The organism is Erwinia sp. PME.40.26/001 (genome assembly GCF_055556675.1).
In genome coordinates this window covers 1,347,626-1,369,671 of the sequence record NZ_JBVHNP010000001.1, presented here as the reverse complement: position 1 = coordinate 1,369,671, position 22,046 = coordinate 1,347,626, and the positions used below count along the sequence as shown (strand labels likewise).

20 protein-coding genes and 1 riboswitch are annotated in these 22,046 nt (G+C 57.7%); of the genes, 7 read left to right on the top strand and 13 right to left on the bottom strand.

Going from position 1 to position 22,046, the window contains the following annotated elements:
* The first annotated feature begins 26 nt into the window (after positions 1–26).
* Positions 27–953, top strand: a complete 927-nt coding sequence (locus tag ACZ3HG_RS06550) for a LysR family transcriptional regulator (protein WP_465332380.1) — start codon at positions 27–29, stop codon at positions 951–953.
* Here the strand turns inward: ACZ3HG_RS06550 and ACZ3HG_RS06545 are convergent.
* Positions 950–1,273: an AzlD domain-containing protein gene (locus ACZ3HG_RS06545; RefSeq protein ID WP_191932921.1), complete on the bottom strand. Its 324-nt coding sequence runs from the start codon at positions 1,271–1,273 to the stop codon at positions 950–952. The two genes, ACZ3HG_RS06550 and ACZ3HG_RS06545, sit on opposite strands and share 4 nt — an antisense overlap.
* The gene (locus tag ACZ3HG_RS06540; RefSeq protein ID WP_191933132.1) at positions 1,273–1,932 is read right to left on the bottom strand and encodes an AzlC family ABC transporter permease; all 660 of its coding nucleotides are present in this window, start codon (positions 1,930–1,932) and stop codon (positions 1,273–1,275) included. The genes ACZ3HG_RS06545 and ACZ3HG_RS06540 overlap by 1 nt, the downstream gene beginning before the upstream one ends.
* Positions 1,933–2,037: 105 nt before the next feature.
* Here ACZ3HG_RS06540 and ACZ3HG_RS06535 point away from each other — a divergent pair, with 105 nt between their 5' ends.
* Positions 2,038–2,586 (top strand): helix-turn-helix domain-containing protein, encoded by a 549-nt coding sequence (locus ACZ3HG_RS06535; RefSeq protein WP_465332377.1) that lies wholly within the window; start codon positions 2,038–2,040, stop codon positions 2,584–2,586.
* A 206-nt stretch (positions 2,587–2,792) separates the two neighbouring features.
* Here the strand turns inward: ACZ3HG_RS06535 and ACZ3HG_RS06530 are convergent, their stop codons facing one another.
* Entirely contained in the window at positions 2,793–3,671 is an 879-nt protein-coding gene (locus tag ACZ3HG_RS06530) for an aldo/keto reductase family oxidoreductase (RefSeq protein WP_465332375.1), read from the bottom strand.
* 124 nt (positions 3,672–3,795) lie between these two features.
* On the opposite strand from ACZ3HG_RS06530, the gene ACZ3HG_RS06525 reads away from it, so the two are divergent.
* The 5 genes from ACZ3HG_RS06525 (at position 3,796) to fbaB (ending at position 9,541) form a co-directional block, all read left to right on the top strand.
* Positions 3,796–4,728, top strand: a complete 933-nt coding sequence (locus ACZ3HG_RS06525; RefSeq protein ID WP_465332373.1) for an AraC family transcriptional regulator — start codon at positions 3,796–3,798, stop codon at positions 4,726–4,728.
* A 91-nt stretch (positions 4,729–4,819) separates the two neighbouring features.
* A riboswitch (TPP riboswitch) is annotated at positions 4,820–4,916 on the top strand.
* A gap of 35 nt (positions 4,917–4,951) precedes the next feature.
* Positions 4,952–5,740, top strand: a complete 789-nt coding sequence (gene thiM, locus ACZ3HG_RS06520; RefSeq protein ID WP_465332371.1) for a hydroxyethylthiazole kinase — start codon at positions 4,952–4,954, stop codon at positions 5,738–5,740.
* Positions 5,740–6,540, top strand: coding sequence for a bifunctional hydroxymethylpyrimidine kinase/phosphomethylpyrimidine kinase (thiD, locus tag ACZ3HG_RS06515; protein WP_465332369.1), 801 nt, complete (start codon positions 5,740–5,742; stop codon positions 6,538–6,540). The genes thiM and thiD overlap by 1 nt, the downstream gene beginning before the upstream one ends.
* Positions 6,541–6,867: 327 nt before the next feature.
* Entirely contained in the window at positions 6,868–8,283 is a 1,416-nt protein-coding gene (locus ACZ3HG_RS06510) for a hypothetical protein (protein WP_465332367.1), read from the top strand.
* Positions 8,284–8,488: 205 nt separating this feature from the next.
* The gene (gene fbaB / locus ACZ3HG_RS06505; protein ID WP_465332365.1) at positions 8,489–9,541 is read left to right on the top strand and encodes a class I fructose-bisphosphate aldolase; all 1,053 of its coding nucleotides are present in this window, start codon (positions 8,489–8,491) and stop codon (positions 9,539–9,541) included.
* A gap of 98 nt (positions 9,542–9,639) precedes the next feature.
* On the opposite strand, the gene ACZ3HG_RS06500 is transcribed toward fbaB, so the two are convergent.
* From ACZ3HG_RS06500 to mdtD, 10 genes are all read right to left on the bottom strand, one after another.
* Entirely contained in the window at positions 9,640–10,326 is a 687-nt protein-coding gene (locus tag ACZ3HG_RS06500) for a GntR family transcriptional regulator (RefSeq protein ID WP_191932914.1), read from the bottom strand.
* Between the two features lie 92 nt (positions 10,327–10,418).
* Entirely contained in the window at positions 10,419–11,882 is a 1,464-nt protein-coding gene (locus ACZ3HG_RS06495; protein WP_465332362.1) for a mannitol dehydrogenase family protein, read from the bottom strand.
* A 48-nt stretch (positions 11,883–11,930) separates the two neighbouring features.
* Complete coding sequence (locus ACZ3HG_RS06490; RefSeq protein ID WP_191932912.1) at positions 11,931–13,214, bottom strand: MFS transporter; 1,284 nt, start codon at positions 13,212–13,214, stop codon at positions 11,931–11,933.
* Between the two features lie 92 nt (positions 13,215–13,306).
* A complete protein-coding gene (locus tag ACZ3HG_RS06485) occupies positions 13,307–14,317 on the bottom strand; it encodes a Zn-dependent oxidoreductase (protein ID WP_465332360.1) in 1,011 nt (336 codons plus the stop codon).
* Between the two features lie 9 nt (positions 14,318–14,326).
* Positions 14,327–15,541, bottom strand: coding sequence for a D-mannonate dehydratase ManD (manD, locus tag ACZ3HG_RS06480; RefSeq protein WP_191932910.1), 1,215 nt, complete (start codon positions 15,539–15,541; stop codon positions 14,327–14,329).
* Between the two features lie 176 nt (positions 15,542–15,717).
* Positions 15,718–16,617: a lipid kinase YegS gene (gene yegS / locus ACZ3HG_RS06475; RefSeq protein ID WP_191932909.1), complete on the bottom strand. Its 900-nt coding sequence runs from the start codon at positions 16,615–16,617 to the stop codon at positions 15,718–15,720.
* Positions 16,618–16,916: 299 nt separating this feature from the next.
* The gene (gene trhP, locus ACZ3HG_RS06470) at positions 16,917–18,299 is read right to left on the bottom strand and encodes a prephenate-dependent tRNA uridine(34) hydroxylase TrhP (protein WP_191932908.1); all 1,383 of its coding nucleotides are present in this window, start codon (positions 18,297–18,299) and stop codon (positions 16,917–16,919) included.
* 225 nt (positions 18,300–18,524) lie between these two features.
* Positions 18,525–19,238: an envelope stress response regulator BaeR gene (gene baeR, locus ACZ3HG_RS06465; RefSeq protein ID WP_425459680.1), complete on the bottom strand. Its 714-nt coding sequence runs from the start codon at positions 19,236–19,238 to the stop codon at positions 18,525–18,527.
* Positions 19,239–19,253: 15 nt separating this feature from the next.
* Positions 19,254–20,639, bottom strand: a complete 1,386-nt coding sequence (gene baeS / locus ACZ3HG_RS06460) for an envelope stress sensor histidine kinase BaeS (RefSeq protein ID WP_191932907.1) — start codon at positions 20,637–20,639, stop codon at positions 19,254–19,256.
* Positions 20,639–22,045, bottom strand: a complete 1,407-nt coding sequence (gene mdtD / locus ACZ3HG_RS06455) for a multidrug transporter subunit MdtD (protein WP_191932906.1) — start codon at positions 22,043–22,045, stop codon at positions 20,639–20,641. Before mdtD ends, baeS begins: the two co-directional genes overlap by 1 nt.
* Position 22,046 lies beyond the last annotated feature (1 nt).

The window sequence follows — 22,046 nt, the reverse complement described above, 5'->3', positions numbered from 1 at the left end:
ACTCATCCATTTTTGGACGTAATAGCATGCTCGATCTCAATGACGTTGCGATCTTTGTCCATATCGTTGAAACGGGAAGTTTTGCCGGGGCCGCGCGACGGCTGGGAATGCCGCCTAACACCCTGAGCCGGCGAATTAAGCAGCTGGAGGCGAGCCTCTCTGTGCGGTTATTTCATCGCTCAACCCGCAAGCTGACGCTGACCGGCGCCGGGCAGCGCCTGTACGAACACAGCGCACAAAAAATCAGTGAGCTGAACGCCATCAGCACGCAGCTGGTGGCCGAAAATCAGGCCCCGGCCGGGCGTGTAAAAGTGGCGGCCCCGGCTGATTTTTTTGATCTGTTCTTGATGGAGTGGGTGGCTGATTTTCTGGCGTTATATCCCGGTGTACACCTGGATTTTGTCCTCAGCGACACGCATGCCGATGTGATCGGCGAGGGGATTGATGTGGCCTTTCGCGGGGGGCACCTCAAGGATTCCAGCCTGGTGGCGCGCAAAATCAGCACCGGACGCCGTCTGCTGGCGGCCAGTCAGTCTTACCTGAATACCTCTGGCGTGCCTGAGGATATCCACGCGCTGCAGCAGCATGCCTGTATTACTCACTGCCATGCTTCCGCGCGCACGGTCTGGCATCTGATGGGGCCGGAAGGCGGGGTGCAGGTTGACGTCAGCGGGCGTTTTTCTGCCAATACCGCGCAGGCGCAGCTCAAAGCGGCGCAAAACGGCCTGGGGATCTGTTTTTTACCGGAATCACTGTTGTATGACAGCATCAGACGTCAGCAACTTATCGCGGTACTGCCGGATTACGGGCAGCTTAATAACGATCTGTCGATCGTCTATCCCAGCCGTCATCATATCCCACTGGCCGTGGCGACCTTTGTGGAGCATACCGTCGCGCTGCTGCAGAAGACTATTCTGCAAAAGCACGCCTTGCATGCCGCCGGCAAAGGTTAGGGGATACCGATAAAACGCAGCAGGGCAGTCACCGCCGCCGCCGCAAGGATCACCGCAATCAGCGGCATTTTACGCCAGGCCAGTATGACGGCCACTGCGACGCCGGTGACGCGGGCGACCCCGGCAAAATGGGTGCCTTCGTAGAAGGTACTGGCCAGCGCAACCGCAAACAGCAGGGTCGTGGCCGCGTCAGACAGCAGCCTGCGGGCATCCTCCGACAGTGCCATGCGGGAGCCCAGTTGAGCGCCCGCAAAGCGCATCAGCCATGTGCCCAGCGCCAGAACGGCAATACCGCCAATTAACAGGGTGTTATCTGCCATTATTTTTTCCTCGCCAGCAGGCCGATCATGGAGAGTAGTACGGGCAGCCCGGTCGGGGTAAAGGGCACCGCCAGCAGGGAGATTGCCGCCCCGCTGGAGGCGCGCAGCAGCGTCGTGCGTGATTTCAGTGCAGGGATCACCAGCGCCAGTAAGATCGCCGGAAAGACGGCATCCAGCCCAATCATTTGCGTATCAGGCAACAGCCTGCCAATCACGCTGCCCAGCACCGTCCCCAGCGGCCAGACCAGCGCCACGCCGAGGCCACACAGCCAGAAGGCGGCTTTGCGCTGCGCGGGCGTGGTCTGCGACAGCCCAAACACCACGCTTTCATCGTTCATGATATGGCAGCCCAGGACGGCGGAGAGGCGCGAACCGACGAGGTCGCGCACGGCAATACCAAAGGGAAAGTGGCGCGCATTGACCAGCAGCCCGGCGACGGCCGCCGCCAGGGGGTTGCCGCCTCCCGCGACGATAGCAATAAACATAAACTCCGAGGCACCGGCCAGCACAAACAGGCTGGAGAACAGCGGAACCCAGAGCGGGAAACCATAGGCGGTGGCCAGCGAGCCATAAGAAATACCCACCACCCCGACCGCCAGACAGATCAGATAGATGCCTTTACGTGTGTCCGGGCTGAGTGAAGAAAAATGACGGGTCATCATGAAGTTTTACCATAACGAACGAAGTTTCCATTATAATGAACGCAGTGCAGAAAGAGATCAACCCGAACGTAGCGTTCGATTTAACGAACGATAAGGCCAAAAATGACCCAGCCCATTGCAGTAATTGCAGAAAGTTTGATCCGGGAGCGTACGCTGACCGGGCTGTCCCTGGCGGAAGTCGCCAGGCGGGCAGGTATTGCAAAATCGACGCTGTCCCAGTTAGAGGCGGGGAACGGTAATCCCAGCATTGAAACGCTCTGGGCGCTGTGCGTGGCGCTGAATATCCCTTTTGCCAGACTGCTGGAGCCTGAGCTGCCTAAAACCCAGGTGATCCGGCGCGGTGAAGGACCGAAAGTCGTCGCCGGGGAAGCGAACTATCAGGCGATCCTGCTGGCCAGCTGCCCGCCGGGCGCGCGGCGCGATATCTACCTGCTGATGGCGCAGCCCGGCGCTGACCGCCTTTCACAGCCGCACCCGTCGGGCTCGGTAGAGCATATTATTGTCACGCAGGGACGGGCGCTGGTGGGGTTGAAGGACGAAGCTGAAGAACTGGCACCGGGAGATTACATTTGCTATCCCGCCGATCGTGAGCATATCTTCAGGGCGCTGGAGCCCGACACGCTGGCGCTGCTGGTGGCCGAGCAGGGATAGTGGCGCTTTTTATGCAGCGGTAATACTTATTATTTCCATGTCCTGAAACAGCGCGTCTCTCCCGTCTTCTGCGTGTTGAGGGGAAATAACGAATGACAGCGCTACGTCCGCTGTTCACTCGCTACTGAGCGTGAGTCCTGCATCCTTTGCCTGCCCTCATTGTCTGTCCTGTTCCTGATCAGGCCTCGCCGAAAGAGGGTGAGGCTTTATAACGTATTGCTTCCGGTAATGCCGTTCAGTGCATTCAGGGCGTCATCCGGCAGGTGGAGTGACGCCGCTGCCAGGTTTTCCTGCAGGTGGGCAACGGATGATGTTCCCGGGATCAGCAGGATGTTAGGTGAACGGTGAAGAAGCCAGGCCAGGGCGACCTGCAGGGGTGTGGCGTTGAGCTGTTCGGCAACGCGGGTCAGCGTAGCAGACTGAAGCGGATTAAAACCGTTAAGCGGGAAGAAAGGCACATAGGCAATCCCTTCCCGGGCCAGCGCATCAATCAGCGCATCATCGGTGCGGTGTGCCAGGTTGTAATGATTCTGAACGCAGACGATCTCGCAGATTGCGCGGCCTTCGGCAATTTGCGCCGGGGTGACGTTGCTCAGACCAATATGCTTGATCAGCCCCTGTTGCTGTAGGGCGGCCAGCGCCGTCAGCGGTTCTTCAATGGAACCTTCCTGCGGGCGGGCGGTATTAAACATGATCCTGAGATTGACCACATCCAGCTGCGCCAGCCCCAGGTTTCGCAGGTTGTCATGGACGGCATTGACCAGCTCCCCGGGGGACATGGCCGGGATCCATCCGCCTTTTTTATCTCTCAGCGCCCCAATTTTGGTCACCAGCGTGAGGTCATCAGGATAGGGCGCGAGTGCCTCGCGGATCAGTTTGTTGGTGATATGTGGGCCGTAAAAATCACTGGTATCAATATGATTGACGCCGGCCGCCACTGCTGCCCTGAGAACCGCCAGCGCGCGGTCAGGATCGTTGGGCGGGCCAAAAACGCCGGGGCCTGCCAGCTGCATTGCGCCATAGCCCAGTCGTTTTACCTGACGCGAACCCAGAGAGAAGAGGCCGGATGTACGGATGTTGTGCATAGTCATTTCCTGAAGGAGAGGTGGGATAACACAAGGAACAGCGAGGTTTAATCTTAAGCCCGCGCATCACGTCCTATCCATGCTATAAAGTCCGTATTATCTTTTTAATCGTCCAAAATTAATCATGGATCCTCTTTCTGATATTCTCGCGTTGCTCAAGCCACAACGGTATGTTTCCGGCGTCCTCGACGTGGGCGGAGACTGGGCGGTGCGTTTTCCGCCTAACGCAGGCATCAAATGTTATTCAATGGTGTCGGGCGGCTGCTGGCTGTCTGTCGAAGGGGGACCCGACCCGGTACGATTGTCGGCGGGGGACTGCTTCCTGCTTCCTACCGGACGTCCCTTTGTTATGGCCAGCGACCTGTCACACCCGGCGACAGACTGGGCGGTGGTGTTTGCCGCCCCGCGCGCCGGCGGGGTGATCCGTCACAACGGCGGGGGAGACTGCCTGATGACCGGCAGCCGCTTCTTCCTGGACGACCCCCACGCCACGATTCTGCTGACCATGCTGCCAGCGGTGATCCATCTGCGGGCGGAAAATGACCAGGCGACCCTGCGCTGGCTGGTTGCGCAGATGATGGCCGAGCTGGATGAACAGCGTCCGGGACATGCCCTGATCGCTGAACATCTGGCACATATGATACTGATACAGGCGCTGCGGCAGCATATGGAGTCGGGCGGTAAAGGGCACGCGGTGGGCTGGCTGTATGCCCTGGCCGATCACCAGGTGGGTGCGGCGCTGCAGGCCATGCACGCCGATCCGGCTTATCGCTGGACGCTACAAACGCTGGCACAGCGTGCCGGTATGTCCCGCTCGGCCTTTGCGCTGAAGTTTAAAACAAAGGTCGGGTCCTCAACGATGGACTACCTGACCCGCTGGCGCATGCTGCTGGCCGGGGACAAACTGCTGAATACCGACCTGCCCATTTCTGCGCTTGCTCCCTCGCTGGGCTATGAGTCTGAAAGCGCCTTCAGTACCGCCTTTAAACGCACGATGGGCTGTTCGCCGCGTGACTATGTGCGGCGTCATTCCCCGCCGGGGGGCAGATCGCGCTGAAGATACCCTGATGACCGACGGCAGGGCAGCACGGCCCGGGGCTTGCCAATACTCTGCCACTTCCTTATGCTGGCACCGACTGTAAAAAATCATCACTGACTCGGGGTGCCCTTCTTTGTGAAGGCTGAGAAATACCCGTATAACCTGATCTGGATAATGCCAGCGTAGGGAAGTCAGATGCCCGACCGGCATCGCCTTCTTGATCGCCGGTTGGGAGCGAAGAATGATCCAACCTCAAGACCTCAGCCACACCGATATGGCGCATTCCCTGCGGCTGTATCGTCAGCATTCCCCTCTGACCCACTGTATGACCAATGATGTGGTACAGGCCTTTACGGCTAATGTGCTGCTGGCGCTGGGGGCTTCCCCGGCAATGGTGATCGATCCGCAGGAGGCGGCACAGTTCAGCCCTGTTGCCGATGCCCTGCTGGTGAATGTCGGTACGCTGACCCGCAGCCGCAGCGAAGCGATGCTGGCGGCCATTAATGCCGCCAGGCAGGCCGGGCGTCCCTGGACGTTAGATCCGGTAGCCGTTGGCGCACTGGACTTCCGCACGGCCTTCTGCCAGCAAACGCTGGGACTGAAACCGGCCGCTGTCCGGGGGAACGCTTCCGAAATCATGGCGCTGGCCAGGCAGAGCGTCAGCGGCCGGGGCGTCGACAGCCGGCATGCCTCCACGGCGGCGCTGCAGGCGGCTGTTTCGCTGGCGCAGGAGACAGGCGCGATTGTGGCCGTCACCGGTGAAACCGATTTTATTACCGATGGCCTCCGTACCCTGAGCGTGGGCGGCGGCGACCCGCTGATGACGCGGGTGGTAGGGACCGGCTGTGCGCTGTCGGCGGTCGTGGCCGGCTTTGCCGCACTGCCGGGCGACCGCCTCACACATGTGGCCAGCGCCTGCCGCGTGGTGTCGCTGGCCGGTGAGCGTGCGGCCGCAGCGGTGGACGGGCCAGGCAGTTTCATTCCGGCCTTTCTTGATGCCCTGTACCGGCTGAACCCGGAGGTGCAGTGATGAAAAGGATTAACGCGCTGACAATTGCCGGTACTGACCCCAGCGGTGGGGCAGGGATCCAGGCTGACCTGAAAGCATTCTCCGCGCTGGGTGCGTATGGCACCAGCGTGATCACCGCGCTGGTGGCGCAGAACACCACCGGCGTGCAGTCGATCTGCCGCGTTGAGCCGGCGTTTGTTGCCGCGCAGCTGGATTCCGTTTTGTCGGACGTGCGCATCGACACGATTAAAATTGGCATGCTGTCAGAAAGCGCCATCGTCGAGGTGGTGTCCGGGCGGTTGAAACAGACCCGCGTTCCCTGGGTGGTGCTGGATACGGTGATGCTGGCCAAAAGCGGCGATCCGCTGCTGTCGCCCGAGGCGGTGAGTACGCTACGGGATCGGCTACTGCCGCAGGTCTCGCTGATTACGCCTAACCTGCCGGAGGCCGCCGCAATGCTGGAATGCGCGCAGGCGCGCAATGAGGAGGAGATGCGCGAGCAGGGACGGGCGCTGCTGGCCCTCGGCTGCCAGGCCGTGCTGATGAAAGGCGGTCATCTCAGCGAGTCGGAAAGCCCGGACTGGCTGTTCACCCGTGAGGGAGAACAGCGCTTTACTGCGCCACGGGTGAACACCCGTAACACGCATGGCACCGGCTGTTCACTCTCGGCAGCGCTGGCCGCGCTGCGCCCGCGCCATGATGACTGGCCCACGACCGTTCAGGCGGCCCGGCACTGGCTGCAGGGCGCACTGGAGCAGGCGGACTCGCTGGAAGTGGGGCACGGGCAGGGGCCGGTACACCATTTTCATCAGTGGTGGTAAGCGGTAAAACCCGGGTTCCAGGGGAAGATTTGTTGAAAACAGATCTTTCCCCTTCATCGGTTGGCGAAGGCAGTGCAGTATGCAGTCCACAGCGGGTGTGAGGGCCGTGATGACCAGGCCTGCGCGAGGCCTCTTTGGCCGGTCTGGTTTGCTCAGACGTTACCGATAAAAAAACTGATAATTCATCAGGGGGGCTTGCTTCCTCTTCGGCTACTAATACCATCGCCAGAGGAAGGGGGAGAAAAGCCCTTTACATTCGCCATTCAGCCGCGAGCATTGTGATAGATTTGGCAAACGCATAATCAGTTCTTACCGCAGAGGTGTGCTTTGCATCCTGAATCCGTGTTCCTTAGCCAGTTTAAAGCGATCTCACAGCAACTGATGATCGAACCTCGTGAGAAAATTAATCAACTGGCCCTTCTTTTATCAGAGAATAATATATTTCTGGATGAAAGTAGCGAAACGATTGACATGATTAACGCCATTTCTCATTCGATTGAGAGTGACTTCACAATAGCTTCTTTGCAGGCGATTGAAAAAAGTAACTTCTGTTTCTGGCAAAAGCTATTACTCAATAAGAAGATGGATATTTTCTTTTTCGGTGATGAACGTCATGCTGCTTTCTTTTTTGACATTCTTGATAAAGAAAAGGTCGGCAACCTTTTTTATATCAACGTGCCTGTCGGAGGGGAAATTGATACCGAGGCCTTCCTGCCCCCGTTACAAGAAAGCTGTCATCCGGTAATCATTTATGACCATGGGGCTGATGCGGTAAAGAGTCTCCCTGAAACCCAGGGAATAATGTTGATGGCTGATTTTCAGCAGGTGATGGTATTAAAGGCATTACCTTTCTCTGTTGAGCAGGATCCCTTCATCGCTTTTCTGCAGCATAAACATAATATGATGCTGGCAAAGAAGCCTCCTACGCTCGTGTTGGGGAACTCTTATGGCTATTATGCTTTACCAGCAAACCGTCTGAACAAGGCGGTTAACCTGTCAATGCATAGTCTGGATCTTCGACAAGCACACACCATGATTCAACATTATGCTGAAAGTAAAAAAATCAAATCAATCGTGCTGGTCTGTGGTTATTTCGATCTTTTTTACGAGTTATATAAAACGCGTGAGAAAGAAAACGTGCGTGTGGTACATATCATGAGTCATTATAATCATAAAAATAATATCATCCCTGATAATGATACTGTAACCAAATATCTGCACAATTCTGATGAAGCTCTGCTGACTCATTTTTTACCCGTGCTGAAGTCCAGCGATCGCCTGACGGAATTTAATCACGCACTGGATGATGCAGTCAGTCTCGCCAGCACCAGTGAGAACCTCGAAAAGCAGATTAATCAGGCATCTTCTATTGCCTGTGAATTGTATGAAACCACGTCTGAAACTCGTGCGGCCTTGCACAGTAAGCTTTATAAATACAAGGAAAGTAAAAATATTAATTCAAGATTGATCGCAGAAATGCGTGATCTGGCGAAAGATAAAGGTATTCGCATTCACTATGTTATTCCTCCTTTTCCAGAAAAGTACGTTGAATCCGTTCAACCCGCGATGATCGCTGAAACCCGGGCTTTCCTGAAAAGTATGGAAAGTTATCATTTCAGCTATCATGATTTTAATGAGGATAAAAGCTTTATCCGGACGGATTTTCGTGATGGCGATCACCTTAATTATCATGGTGCGGTTAAATTTGTAAAAGCGCTGAAGAAGAAAGGACTGGTGTTGTAAACCACACGACGTTAGCTCAACGATGTCACGGACAGCTTACCCCGATGTACGCTCATGACAACCGCGCTTTTTTGTGCGGATCGTTCTGAAAAATGGAGTCAGCAATTTGCCTTAGTGCCGGTTTTGGGTTCACCCTGTTGAGGTCAGAAAAACTGACCCGCGGGCCGTGGCAGCATGGCCCCGACACCACTTAACAGGAGTTATCATGACGGACATCGTTCAGTTATTGGGCAAAGAAGCGGATTCTCTTTTGCAACATCGCTGCATGACTATTCCAGCGGACAACCTCTACCTGCCGGGAGCGGATTATGTCGATCGGGTGATGGTCGATAACAATCGTCCCCCGGCCGTACTGCGCAATATGCAAACCCTGTACAACACCGGACGTTTAGCCGGGACAGGTTACCTCTCTATCCTTCCGGTCGATCAGGGCGTGGAGCATTCCGCCGGAGCCTCTTTTGCTGCTAATCCGCTCTACTTTGATCCGAAAAACATCGTCGAGCTGGCCATTGAGGCAGGCTGTAACTGTGTCGCGTCGACCTATGGTGTGCTGGCATCGGTATCCCGCCGCTACGCGCATCGCATTCCTTTTATGGTCAAACTCAACCATAACGAAACTCTCAGCTATCCGACCCAGTATGACCAGACGCTGTATGCCAGCGTGGAGCAGGCCTTTAATCTGGGGGCGGTTGCCGTCGGGGCCACCATCTATTTTGGCTCTGAGCAGTCGCGCCGGCAGATTGAAGAGATCTCGGCAGCGTTTGAACGGGCGCATGAACTGGGGATGGTCACGGTGCTGTGGGCCTATCTGCGTAACGATGCCTTTAAAAAAGAGGGCGTGGACTATCATGCCAGTGCGGATTTGACCGGGCAGGCCAACCACCTCGCCGCGACCATTGGCGCAGATATCGTTAAGCAGAAGTTGGCTGAAAATAATGGCGGCTATCAGGCGCTGAAATTTGGCCATACCGATGCGCGGGTTTACAGCACGCTGACCAGTGAAAATCCGATCGACCTGGTGCGTTACCAGCTGGCGAACTGTTATATGGGCCGTGCGGGGTTAATTAACTCCGGCGGAGCAGCAGCGGGCGAAACCGATACGGCAGAATCAGTGCGGACGGCGGTGATCAATAAACGGGCCGGAGGCATGGGGTTGATCCTGGGGCGCAAGGCGTTTAAGAAATCGATGAAGGACGGGGTGGCGCTGATCAATTCGGTGCAGGATGTCTATCTGGCGAAAAACGTCACCATCGCCTGACGGTAAAAAGGGCTGACCAATAAGGAAGGTCAGCCCCTGCATGACAGGGGACCCAGGCTCTGTCGGGGGCGACCTTTTTCCGGTCGATCCGCTATCGTTTATAGCGTTTCAAACCATTCGCTGTTCTGCTCGGCAATCGGGGTAATGGAGAAAATCATCTCCTGCAGATGACGACGCAGCGCCTGTCCGGCGGCATCGGCATCTTTTGCGCACAGCGCCTGATAAATCTGCTGGTGCTGCTCAATCAGGCTCTCCGGGGGAGAAACCTTACTCAGCGTCAGAAAGCGCACGCGGTCCATCGTCGCCTTGATATTCTCCACGGTCTGCCACGCCAGCTCACAGTCAATACTTTGCGCAATCAGCCGGTGAAATTCATCGTCCAGCAGCAGGAACGCCTGGCTGTCGTGACGATCGGCGGCCAGCCTCTGTAACTGCAGATTATGTTCCAGAGCCGCCAGCCCTTCAGGCGTGGCCTCTGTCGCCGCCCGGCGCACCACGGCAGCCTCAACGGCTTCACGAATAAACCGACCGTCAGCCACCCGCCGGGCGGAAATTTTACGCACAAAGGTGCCACGCTGAGGCAGGATCTGCACCAGGCCCGCCTCAGCCAGCTTGATAAAGGCTTCACGTACCGGCTGGCGGGAAACATCAAAGCGCGTGGAAACTTCTTTCTCGGACAGAAATGCGCCAGGGGGGATGACACAGGTGACGATATCCTGGCGCAGAAAACGGTAGATCTGCTGGTTGACCGGCTCACTGGCGGTAATGGTATAGACAGTCGACATTCGGCAACTTCCCTTTAGCGGCGGGGCGACAGCCCGCCCGCACGTGGCGTGAAAGCCTTCAGTCTAATCAGGCTGGCGCATCAGCGCCAGAGTTAAACGCGGGCAACCAGTTGATGCACGGTTTGTTTTGCACCCCGGGTTAACAACAGCTGGTAATAATGGTTCACCTGGCGCACAAAGGTGTCGTTGCCGGGCAGGTCGTCGCCAAAGATATTCTTTAACCCGAGCAGCGCCGCCACGCGCGGTTCACCCTCTTCTGTCTCCGCTACGCGCTTCGCCAGCTCGTCACGGAGGGGATCGTTGATGGTAACCGGCTGGCCCTGCTCGTCGCGGCCGCTGACGTAGCGGATCCAGCCTGCCACCCCCAGCGCCAGCAGATCGAAGCGGCTGCCGTGGGCCAGATGCCAGCGAATACTGTCCAGCCAGCGCTGCGGCAGCTTCTGGCTGCCGTCGTTGGCAATCTGCGCAGTGCGGTGCTTAATGGCACGGTTGTTGTAGCGGGCGATCAGCGAATCCGCATAGGCCGTCAGATCAACGCCGGTGGCGCGCAGAGTGGGGGCCTGCTGATCGAGCATCAGCTGACGCGCCGCGTTTTTAAAGTGCGCATCGGCCATACAGTCGCTGATGTGCTGATAGCCAGCCAGGCTACCCAGATAGGCGAGGAACGAGTGGCTGCCGTTCAGCATGCGCAGCTTCATCTCTTCAAATGGCAGCACGTCGTCCACCAGCTCCGCCCCCGCTTTTTCCCAGGCCGGGCGGCCGCTGACAAAATTATCTTCAATCACCCACTGGAAGAAGGGTTCGCAGGCGACGGCAACGGGATCGTCACAGCCCAGCTTTTCAGTCAGTGCCCGATGGGTCTCACTGGTCATCGCCGGGACAATGCGGTCAACCATGGTTGACGGGAAGGTCACGTGCTGACCGATCCATTCCGCCAGCTCAGGGGACTGCTGGCGAGCCAGCCCGGTGACCACGTTGCGGGTGACATGGCCGTTTTCCGGCATATTATCGCAGGACATCACGCTGAACGGTGGCAGTCCCCGTTCTCTGCGGCGAAGAATGGCGGCCAGAATAATGCCAGGCAGGGACTGCGGCGCTGCCGGATGGGCCAGATCGTGGCGGATGGCGGGGTGGTCGGGATTTAATTCACCGCTGGCCGGATGATGACAGTAGCCTTTCTCCGTCACCGTCATGGAAACAATCGCCACATCCGGCTGACACAGCGCCTCCAGCACTGCTTCAATACCGTCGCTCTGGCCGTGCAGCGCGTCGGTGACGACCCCGATAACGCGCAGATTAAGCTGGTCATCGGCCATTTCGGCCACGGTGTAGCACAGCTGCTGCTGACGCAGGGCGGTAATAAGCTCCCCGCTGTTCAGGTTGATTTCGCAGTAGCCCCAGTCGCTGCCCTGTTCTGCGGCGAGTCGGTCGCAGCAGACGGCCTGGTGGGCGCGGTGGAAGGCACCAAAACCAATATGAACCATGCGGGTGCGCAGTGCCTGGCGGTTGTACAGCGGGCGCTGCACGTCGGGTGGCAGTGCATCGGTAGATAACATAACCCATCCTCGGGAATAAGCGGGCAGGGCAGACCCCACCCGCGATGATCAGACGGACACCGGAGTATCCAGTTTCTTCGGCGGCTTGATCACAAACAGCACCAGGAAGGCCCCCAGCGCGGCGACGACGCCGGCCAGGATAAAGGCACTGTCGAACTTGCCGGTATGCTGAACGATGTAGCCGGTCACAATCGGGCCGATAATCCCGGAAAGGCTGCCGATCAGATGGATAAACCCGCTGATGCTGCCGACGCGACTCTTGTGAACCACATCCTGAATAATCGCCCAGTAGATCGCCCCGGTGATATACAGGAAGAAGATGGAGATCGACATCAGACCGACTGCTGAAGTGACTTCTTTTACCGTACCGGCAAAGGCGACACAAACCGCCGCTGCCATTAACGAGACCACCAGCACAATTTTGCGCGACAGCAGCAGCTTACCAGTCATCTTAAAGATTTTATCTGAGATGATCCCGCCCAGCGCCAGGCCTACGAAGCCGACAATCCACGGGATCATGGTGGTGATACTCATCGCCTTAATATCCAGCCCGTGCGCCTGTACCAGGTAGGCCGGGAACCAGCTCAGGAAGAAGAAGAGAATATAGTTGTAGCAGAAGAAGGCGAAGGCGGTGACCAGAATAATCGGCTGGCGCAGGTAGTAGCCCAGTCCGTGCTGTGACTGTGACAGTTCCTCTTCCGGGCTGAGCTGCTCGTCTTTCAGCTGGGCAATCAGGGCGCGTTCACGTTCACTTATTAACTTGCTTTTCAGCGGGTTGTCGGCGGCAATAAAGAACCAGATGACCATCCAGACAATACCAATCGAACAGATAATGGCGAACGCGGGACGCCAGCCGAAGGCGAGGGCCAGGTAACCAATAATCGGACCGGCTACCGCGCCGCCGAGCGGGGACCCGGCGCTCAATAGCCCCATTGCCGTGGCTGCCTGCTTTTTGGGGAACCAGCCGTTAATCGCTTTGTTCGCCGAGGCGCAGATTGGTCCCTCAGCCATCCCGAACAGCACGCGCAGGATTAACATCGACCAGAAGCCGGTAGCCAGCGCGGTAAAACCGCAGAAAATTGACCACATGCCGACGGCAACGCCCAGGGTGATTGTCGGGCCGAATCTGTCGGTGGCCAGCCCGCCGACAAAGTTAAAGATCGCATAGCCAAAGAAGAAGCTGCCGAAGATCAGGCCAAACTCTTCAGCGTTGAGCATCAGGTCTTTTTCGATCATCGGCACGGTCAGGGACAGCGCTACCCGGTCAAGGTAGTTGATCATGTAAACAAGGAACAGAAGCAGGACGATCGTCCAGCGCAGGTTTTTAAACATGGTAGTGACTCCTTCCCCTTATAGCGGGGATTATAGGTAGAGGTATTATTGTTAACCGCAGGGCAGGGTCATTCCCCTGCGGCGTTCTGGTGTCAGTTAACCTGTAAAATCACTTTGCAGCAGCTGCGCGGGTCCTTCTCAAACAGCGTCATTGCCTGTTCAATCTGCGCCAGCGGCAGCGTATGGGTCACCAGCTTTTCTGGCTGAATCAGGCCCTGTTCCATCCAGTCGATCACCTGCGGGAAGCGGTGGCTGTTCAGGCGTGAGGTAAACAGCGACAGCTCTTTACTGGTCAGGCTCTGCTGCGTCAGGGGGCAGGGCTCGCTGGAGAAGCCCAGCAGGCCGATACGTCCGGCCGGGGAGGCCAGCGCCGCAGCTTCTGACAGAATCGCCGGGTGGCAGGCCGCATCAATGATCAGGGTCGGCTGTATGCCGTTTAGCTGTTCAGCCAGCGGCGTGGTGCTGTTGTTCAGCGCCTGGTCCGCCCCGTTGGCCAGCGCCATGGTCAGGCGCTCTTCCAGGCGGTCAGCGACGATGACCGTTTTCACCTTATAGACCCCTTTCAGCACCTGAATAGCCGTCAGGCCCATCGGACCGGCCCCGTAGATCAGGGCAATATCCTCAGGCTGTGGCCGGAGGAAGGCGCTGATATTGGCCGCGATGGTAAACGGTTCAACCAGGCTGGCCAGGCTGTCCGGGATCGCCGCCGGCAGGGGGTAGGCATTGGCGGCCGGTGCCAGCGTGTATTCACTGAAGCCGCCGTCAAGATGGACGCCTATCACCTGCAGGGTGCTACAGACGTTAGGGCGACCCACTGAGCAGGGATAGCAGTGACCGCAGCTGACGACCGGGTCTACGGCGACGCGCTCACCGACACGCTTGCTGTCAACGCCGCTGCCCACCGCATCGATCAGGCCGAAAAACTCATGGCCGATCACGCGTGGATAGCGTGCAAAGGGGTTGTGCCCGTGCCAGATATGTACGTCAGATCCGCAGATACTGGCGTATTTCACTTTGATTCTGACTTCCCCGGCCGCCGGCTCAGGCAAAGGGCGCTCATGTAAAAACAGCTCACCCGGACGTTCAATCACCACGCTTTTCATCGGATCTCCTTACCAGTTCCACAGGGTGCCGTCTTCCAGACGGGCGACAGGAAGATAGGCCGGCTCATAGGGGTATTTCGCCGCCAGCTTTTCATCGAACTCAATGCCCAGACCCGGTTTATCGCCAGGGTGCATATAGCCATTATCGAAGCGCCAGCTGTTCGGGAACACTTCCAGCATCTGTTCGGAGTAGCCCATATATTCCTGCACGCCGAAGTTTGGCACCCACAGGTCAAAGTGCAGCGCGGCCGCCATACAGATCGGTGACAGGTCGGACGGGCCGTGGGAGCCGGTGCGCACCTGATACAGCGAAGCGAAGTCGGCGATGCGGCGCATGCCGGTGATGCCCCCGGCGTGGGTGATGGTGGTGCGGATATAGTCGATCAGCTGTTCTTCGATCAGCTGCTTACAGTCCCAGATGCTGTTAAACACTTCTCCTACCGCAATCGGCGTCACGGTGTGCTGGCGGATCAGGCGGAAACTCTCCTGGTTTTCCGCCGGGGTCGGGTCTTCCATCCAGAACAGGCGGTAATCTTCCACGCTTTTTCCGAAGCGGGCGGCCTCAATCGGCGTCAGGCGGTGATGCATATCGTGCAGCAGATGTTCGTCAAAGCCGAACTTATCGCGAATGGCTTCAAACAGTTTCGGCGTGAAATCGAGGTATTTTTCGGTTGACCACAGCTGCTCTTCCGGGCGGGCACCTTTGGTGGCCGGCTCGTAGGCTTCGCCTTTGCCTTTGGCCATCCCGTAGGTGGTTTTCATGCCCGGTACGCCGCACTGCGCACGGATAGCTTTGAAGCCCAGCGCTTTGTGCTTTGCGTAGTCGTCCATCACTTCGTCAATGCTGTGACCGGTGGTGTGGCAGTACACCATCACGCCCGTGCGTGAAGCGCCGCCCAGCAGCTGGTAGACCGGCATATTCGCCGCTTTGCCCTTGATGTCCCACAGCGCCTGGTCGACAGCGGAAATGGCTGACATGGTGACCGGGCCGCGACGCCAGTAAGCGCCCTTATAGAAGAACTGCCAGATATCTTCAATCTGATGGGCATCGCGCCCGATAAGCTGCGGGCAGACGTGATCTTTCAGGTAAGACGCCACTGGCAGTTCACGCCCGTTGAGCGTGGCGTCGCCCACGCCGGTCAGCCCCTGATCGGTAGTGATTTTTACCGTGACAAAGTTTCTTCCGGGGCAGGTCACGAATACTTCTGCTTTTACAATTTTCATTCTGAATCGCCTTGTGCGCCAACAATGATGAAAAAATACGCTGATAACGTACTACCATACAAGTTGCATCTGCAGGATTCGCGAGAGGGATCACATTAGTATCGACAGAGGCGGGGTGGGATGAAGACGAATCCTGGCGTTCAACGGCCAGGATTCATGGGGCTGTTATCGACGGATTACGCCAGCAGTTCACAGGAGGGCGGCAGACGGCACTCCAGTGCAGAGGGCATCACTTCAATACGAAACTCGGTGCCGGTTAACGGTTCGCCATCGAGATTAAAGGTCATCTCATTGGGCGCACGGATGGTCAGCCACGGCAGGGAGGCGGTGATCAGATTAGGATTTTCTTCGTCACTGGTTAACTTATGCACCAGCGCCTGAAGCAGTTCCTGTGAGGTCGCGATACTGAGCTCCAGCTTGCCGTCGTTAATCAGCGCGGTTGGACAGAGGCGCTGCCCGCCCCCCGCCTGGCGGCCATTGCCGATGCCGATCACCAGCGCATCACCCTGCCAGTGAAAATCCGGTCCTTCCAGCGTACAGCTGTCGGCTTTCAGCGTATCCATCCGCATCAGTCCGTGAATAAAGTAGGAGACGCCACCCAGCGCTGACTTGAGTTTTTCCGGCGTTTCGGTGGTAATGCGTGTGCCAAAGCCGCCGGTGGCCATATTGATAAAGTAACGGTCATTATTGACGCGTGCGAGGTCAATGGCGCTGGCTTTGCCCTGAATAGCCAGGCGCAGTGCATTGTCCATCTCCAGCGGGATGCCCGCGCTGGTGGCGAAATCATTGGCGGTGCCGAGCGGCACAATCCCCAGTACCGGCCGACGTTCGGGAGATAACCGCGCCAGGGCGGTCGCCACTTCATTGATTGTGCCGTCACCTCCGGCAGCGATCACTGTTTGTGCCTGCAGTTCAACCGCTTCCTGCACGTAGCGCTCACCGTCACCGTATTCCCAGGTGACGCGGATTTCCAGCGGGAAACCTTCCTCGCGTAGCGCAGCAACGGCTTCGCGCAGCGCCTCATTGCCGGCGCTTTTACCATTTAAAATGGCCAGCGTAAGTGAATGTTTTTCCATTTTTAATCCCTGAAAGCCAGTGTGATTTGCATCAAGATATAGCATACCCTGGGTAAGAAGGTGAGCCACGGGTGAAAAAGCGGAAAGTTTTCTGAAAAGCGCCCGGTGGGGAACCGATAAAAAAAGAAATGGCCCGCACGGGGGAGCCGTGAGAGCCAAATGAGGTGATACAGATCATTCATCATTCAGGCAGAAAGTTGAATGGATCATAACGCTATTTGGAATTATTCGTTAGGAGCGCGGGCATCATAGCGAGGAATCCCACACGGTAATGTGATCGCATTCTAAAATCAGTTACATCACGTAACTTCTTTTGCCAGAACGGCTCCATGAGGGTCCCGTGTGGTGGTCCCCGGCAGGTTGCGCATCAGCAGGGCATACTGTACATCCATCTCTTCCGGCAGGGGGAGCCAGACCAGATGCCCGTTGCCGGGTGCGACGTCAACCGGTTGCGCTTTGCCATTTTCCATTTGCGTCAGGGTGAAGTTGATATTGCCGGAAGGGGACATCAGTTCCAGGCTGTCACCGACGCTGAATTTGTTCTTCACATCGACCTGCGCCAGCGAACCGCGCCGTTCACCGGTAAACTCGCCAACAAACTGCTGGCGGTCGGACACCGAGTAGCCGGCATCATAGCTCTGATAGCTGTCGTGCGTGTGGCGGCGCAGAAAGCCTTCGGTATAGCCCCGATGCGCCAGCCCTTCCAGCGTTTCCAGCAGCGCGGGATCGAAAGGCTTGCCAGCGGCGGCATCGTCAATCGCCCGGCGATAGACCTGGGCGGTACGGGCGCAATAGTAAAATGACTTAGTGCGTCCTTCGATTTTCAGGGAGTGGATACCCATCTGCGTCAGACGTTCAACGTGTGCCACGGCCCGCAGATCCTTCGAGTTCATAATATAGGTGCCGTGCTCATCCTCAAAGGCGGTCATATACTCGCCGGGGCGCATTGCTTCCTCAATCATAAACACTTTGTCCGTTGGCTGCCCTTCGCCCAGCGTCGGTTCCACATTCTGAACGGCAATCGGTGCCTGACGGTGTACAATATTGCCGACCGCGTCCTCTTTGCCTTCCTGCACGTTATATTCCCAGCGGCAGGCATTGGTGCAGGTCCCCTGGTTCGGGTCACGCTTATTGATATAGCCGGACAGCAGGCAGCGCCCGGAATAGGCCATGCACAGCGCACCGTGGACGAAAATTTCCAGCTCCATCTCCGGCACCTGTCGGCGAATTTCGCCGATCTCTTCCAGCGACAGCTCGCGTGACAGGATCACCCGCGTCAGCCCCATCTGCTGCCAGAATTTTACCGTCGCCCAGTTCACGGCATTGGCCTGCACCGACAGGTGAATGTCCATCTGGGGAAAGGCTTCGCGCACCAGCATAATCAGGCCCGGGTCGGACATGATCAGCGCATCCGGCTGCATATCCACCACGGGTTGCAGATCGCGAATAAAGGTTTTCAGTTTGGCATTGTGCGGGGCGATGTTAACCACAACATAGAATTTTTTACCGAGCGCATGGGCTTCATTGATGCCCGTCGCCAGGTTCTCATGGTTAAATTCATTATTGCGAACGCGCAGGCTGTAACGAGGCTGACCGGCATACACGGCGTCTGCGCCATACGCAAAAGCGTAACGCATGTTTTTCAGTGTCCCGGCCGGAGAAAGCAGTTCCGGTTTGTTCATGGTGTCTCAGTCTGATGTCAGGTCAGACCCGCCATAATTCATGCTGCAGAGGCGTTGGCGGCACCCGTTCACCCTGGTCACAGCGTTCTTTCTGCTTCCAGGGCTTATGAGCCTCATCCGGGAGGCTCACCCAGCGGGCCTGCCGCCTGCCTGCAACGTGAATTAATCAGGGTTAATTCGGTTTTGCGGGGGATTGTAAGGCGGCGGCAGGTTGAGGAAATTGATCTAAATCAAACGACAGATATCTGCTTCCCAGCGATAACCCATGCCGTACACGGCGCGGATAAACGGCTGGTCGGCATCCAGCGACTCCAGCTTGCGGCGCAGGTTTTTTATATGGCTGTCGATGGTTCTGTCGGTGACCACGCGGTAGTCGTCATACAGATGGTTCAGCAGCTGTTCGCGGGAAAACACCTTACCGGGTTCCTGCGCCAGGGTTTTCAGCAGGCGAAACTCTGCCGGGGTGAGGTCAAGGGGTTTTTCATCCCAGCTGGCGTGAAAGCGCTTTTCATCGACTTTAAGCAGGGAGACCTGCCGGGCTTCCTCGGGGGTGCGCTGGCAGCGTTTGAGAATGGTTTTTACCCGCGCGACCACTTCGCGCGGGCTGAACGGTTTACAGATGTAATCATCCGCGCCGATCTCCAGGCCCAGCAGGCGGTCAATCTCTTCAATTTTCGCCGTGACCATGACCACCGGCAGGTCGGAAAAGCTGCGCAGCTCACGGCAGACGGACAGTCCGTCCAGCCCGGGCAGCATCAGATCCAGCAGCACCAGGTCCGGAGAGTGTTGTTTCACCCACGGCAGCACTTCATCCCCGCGCAGCAGATGGTGCGTGCGGAAATTCGCCGCCTGCAAATAATCGATCATCAGCTGGCCCAGCTTCGGTTCGTCTTCAACGATTAAAATCAGCGGTGCGGGCGTATCCATATCCAGAGTCATCGTATTACAACCATGTCAGTGAGTCTTATAGGGTAAGTGTACCGTAATTCTCACGCCACCTGCATCGGAGTGCTCCGCAAGGATGGTGCCGTCGTGGGCTTCAACGATGTTCTGACAGATAGCCAGCCCCAGACCGGAGCCGCCGCTGGCGCGGTTGCGCGAACCTTCCGCCCGGTAGAAACGCTCAAAAATTTGCTGCCGCTGCTCGTCGCTGACGCCGGGCGCACTGTCATCAAAGTGCAGCACGTTTCCGCTGGCGCGCGGATGCAGGCTGATATGCAGGCTGCCGCCGGGGTCGGTGTAGCGCAGGCTGTTTTCCATCAGGTTGGTAAACAGCTGCATCAGGCGGTCGGGGTCACCAAACTGCGGGGCCTGATCCGGTAAGGTCAGCGTCAGGGCTAAGGGATGCTGCCCGAAGCGGTGGCGGAAGTTACCGGAAACCAGCTCCAGCAGCGGGACGAGGTCGGTCTGGCTTTTGCGGTAGGCCAGAGCCCCTTCATCAGACATCGAAAGCTGGTGCACGTCGTCAACCAGCTTGGTCAGCGTGGCCACCTCGCCCTGTAATGAAATGATAGATTCCGGGGTCAGCTTGCGCACGCCGTCCTGTATGGCCTCCAGCTCACCGCGCAATATCGCCAGCGGCGTGCGCAGCTCATGCGAGATATCAGCCATAAAGGCGCGGCGCATTTTCTCATTTTTTTCCAGCGTGCTGGCAAGGCGGTTAAAGTCCTGCGCCAGACGGCCGAGCTCATCACGGCTGGAGGCCTGTACCCGGCTGGTAAAATGCCCGGCTGCCAGGTGATGCGTGCCTTCTACCAGTCGCTTAACCGGGGCCAGCAGCCCGCGGGACAGCAGCCAGGTGACCGCAGCGGCCAGCAGCATGGTCAGGCCAACAATCATCCAGCTGGTGCGTTTCTGTTGCTGGTCAAAGTTGATGTCGGCACTGCGCGTCAGGCGTTCCGACGGTGAGCCAATCACCCAGCCAACCACTTTACCGTTGCTGGTGGTAATGCTGCGTCTGGACCCTTCCTGCGGGACGGGCGCGCGCGGGCCAATCATCACGCGGTACTGCTGGTCGATGATCCAGAACTGGGTACGCCAGCCGTGCGGCGGCAGCTGGTTACTGGCATCCGGGTTCTGCTCCAGCGAGCGCAGAATATTGAAAACCAGCTTGTTGTTATTGCGCAGGAAATCCCAGTTGCCATGCTGTTCGTACTGGTCAGCCAGCGCATCGCCCAGCATCGTCAACCGCTGCTCGTTGCCGCGTTTGATGTAGTCAATAAAACCGTGCTCAAAGCTGAGTCGCACCCCCCAGTGCATGGTAATCAGCACCAGCATGCAGGTAGAAAAAATCGCCGCGAACAGCTTGGCGGTGATGCCGATACGTAATTTTGCCAACATTAAGGCTTTCTCCTGCGCGCCAGCAGCGCATTGGGGTGGGGCTCTTTGGGAACACGCCAGAAAACGAAGACCGGCAGGGCAATCACCAGTGCCATACACAGCCAGGTATACATAAAGGCTTCGGTCATCTGGGGGCTGCCGGTCAGCGTCTGGTGGGCGAAGGTACCCAGCAGCAGCCCGGCCACGGTGACGCCGATGCTCATCGACAGCTGCATTACCATCGACAGCAGGCTGTTACCGCTGCTGGCCAGATCGTCCGGCAGCGTTTTCAGCGTCAGGGTGTTCATGGCGGAGAAACGGATAGCATTGACCATTCCCTGCAGGAACAGCACCACCGGCAGCAGGGCAAACCAGCCCATCATCGCCACGGCGGGAAACAGCAGCACCACCAGCGCCAGCGCCAGGGTCGAGCCCACCAGCACGTTGCGGTAGCCAAAACGGTTAACAATCTGCACCACAATGCGCTTCATGCCCATATTGCCCAGCACCATCGGGATCATCATCAGTCCGGCGTGGAACGGGCTGTAACCCATGCCGATCTGCAGAAAAACAGGGGTCATAAACGGCAGCATACCGCTGCCGATACGTCCGGTCAGGCTGCCCAGCAGGCCGATGGCGTAAATGCGGTTATCGAACAGCTTCAGGCTGAACAGAGCGCCCTCGTTATGCCGGGCGTGCAGCAGATAGAATAACAGGCTGAAGACGCCGCAGAGGATCAGCAGACACAGCAGCAGGGGAGACATACCGCTCCCGCGCTGGCCGTCCAGTGCCAGGGTCAGGGTCGCCATGCCCGCAGCCAGCAGCAGATAGCCGGTAAAGTCAAAGCGTCGGGTTTGCAGGGTGAAATTGGACATCAGCATCAGGGTGGCGATGGCCCCGACGATCCCGACCGGGATATTGATCAGGAAAATCCAGTGCCAGCTGGCGTACTCCACCAGCACGCCGCCCAGCGCCGGACCGAGCAGCGGGCCAATCTGGCCCGGCAGGGTCACAAAGGTCATCGCCGCCATATATTCAGCCCGAGGCACCAGCTTCATCACCGTTAAGCGTCCGACGGGCACCATCATCGCCCCGCCAATCCCCTGCAGCACGCGTGAGAGGATCAGCTGGTCCAGCGTGGAGGAGAGCGCACAGCAGAGCGACCCGGCGCTGAACAGCACAATGGCGCTGAAAAACACGTTGCGCACCCCGAAGCGGTCTGCCAGCCAGCCGCTGATCGGCAGCATAATGGCGACGGTCAGCACGTAGGAGACGATCACCGAATGCATATTCAGCGGGCTTTGTCCCAGGCTGGCCGCCATTGAGGGCAGGGCCGTATTGACGATGGTGGTGTCCAGCGTCTGCATAAAAAAGCCGAACGCGACGATCCACAGTTGCCAGCGTACCGAAGCAGGAGAGGCAGTCATG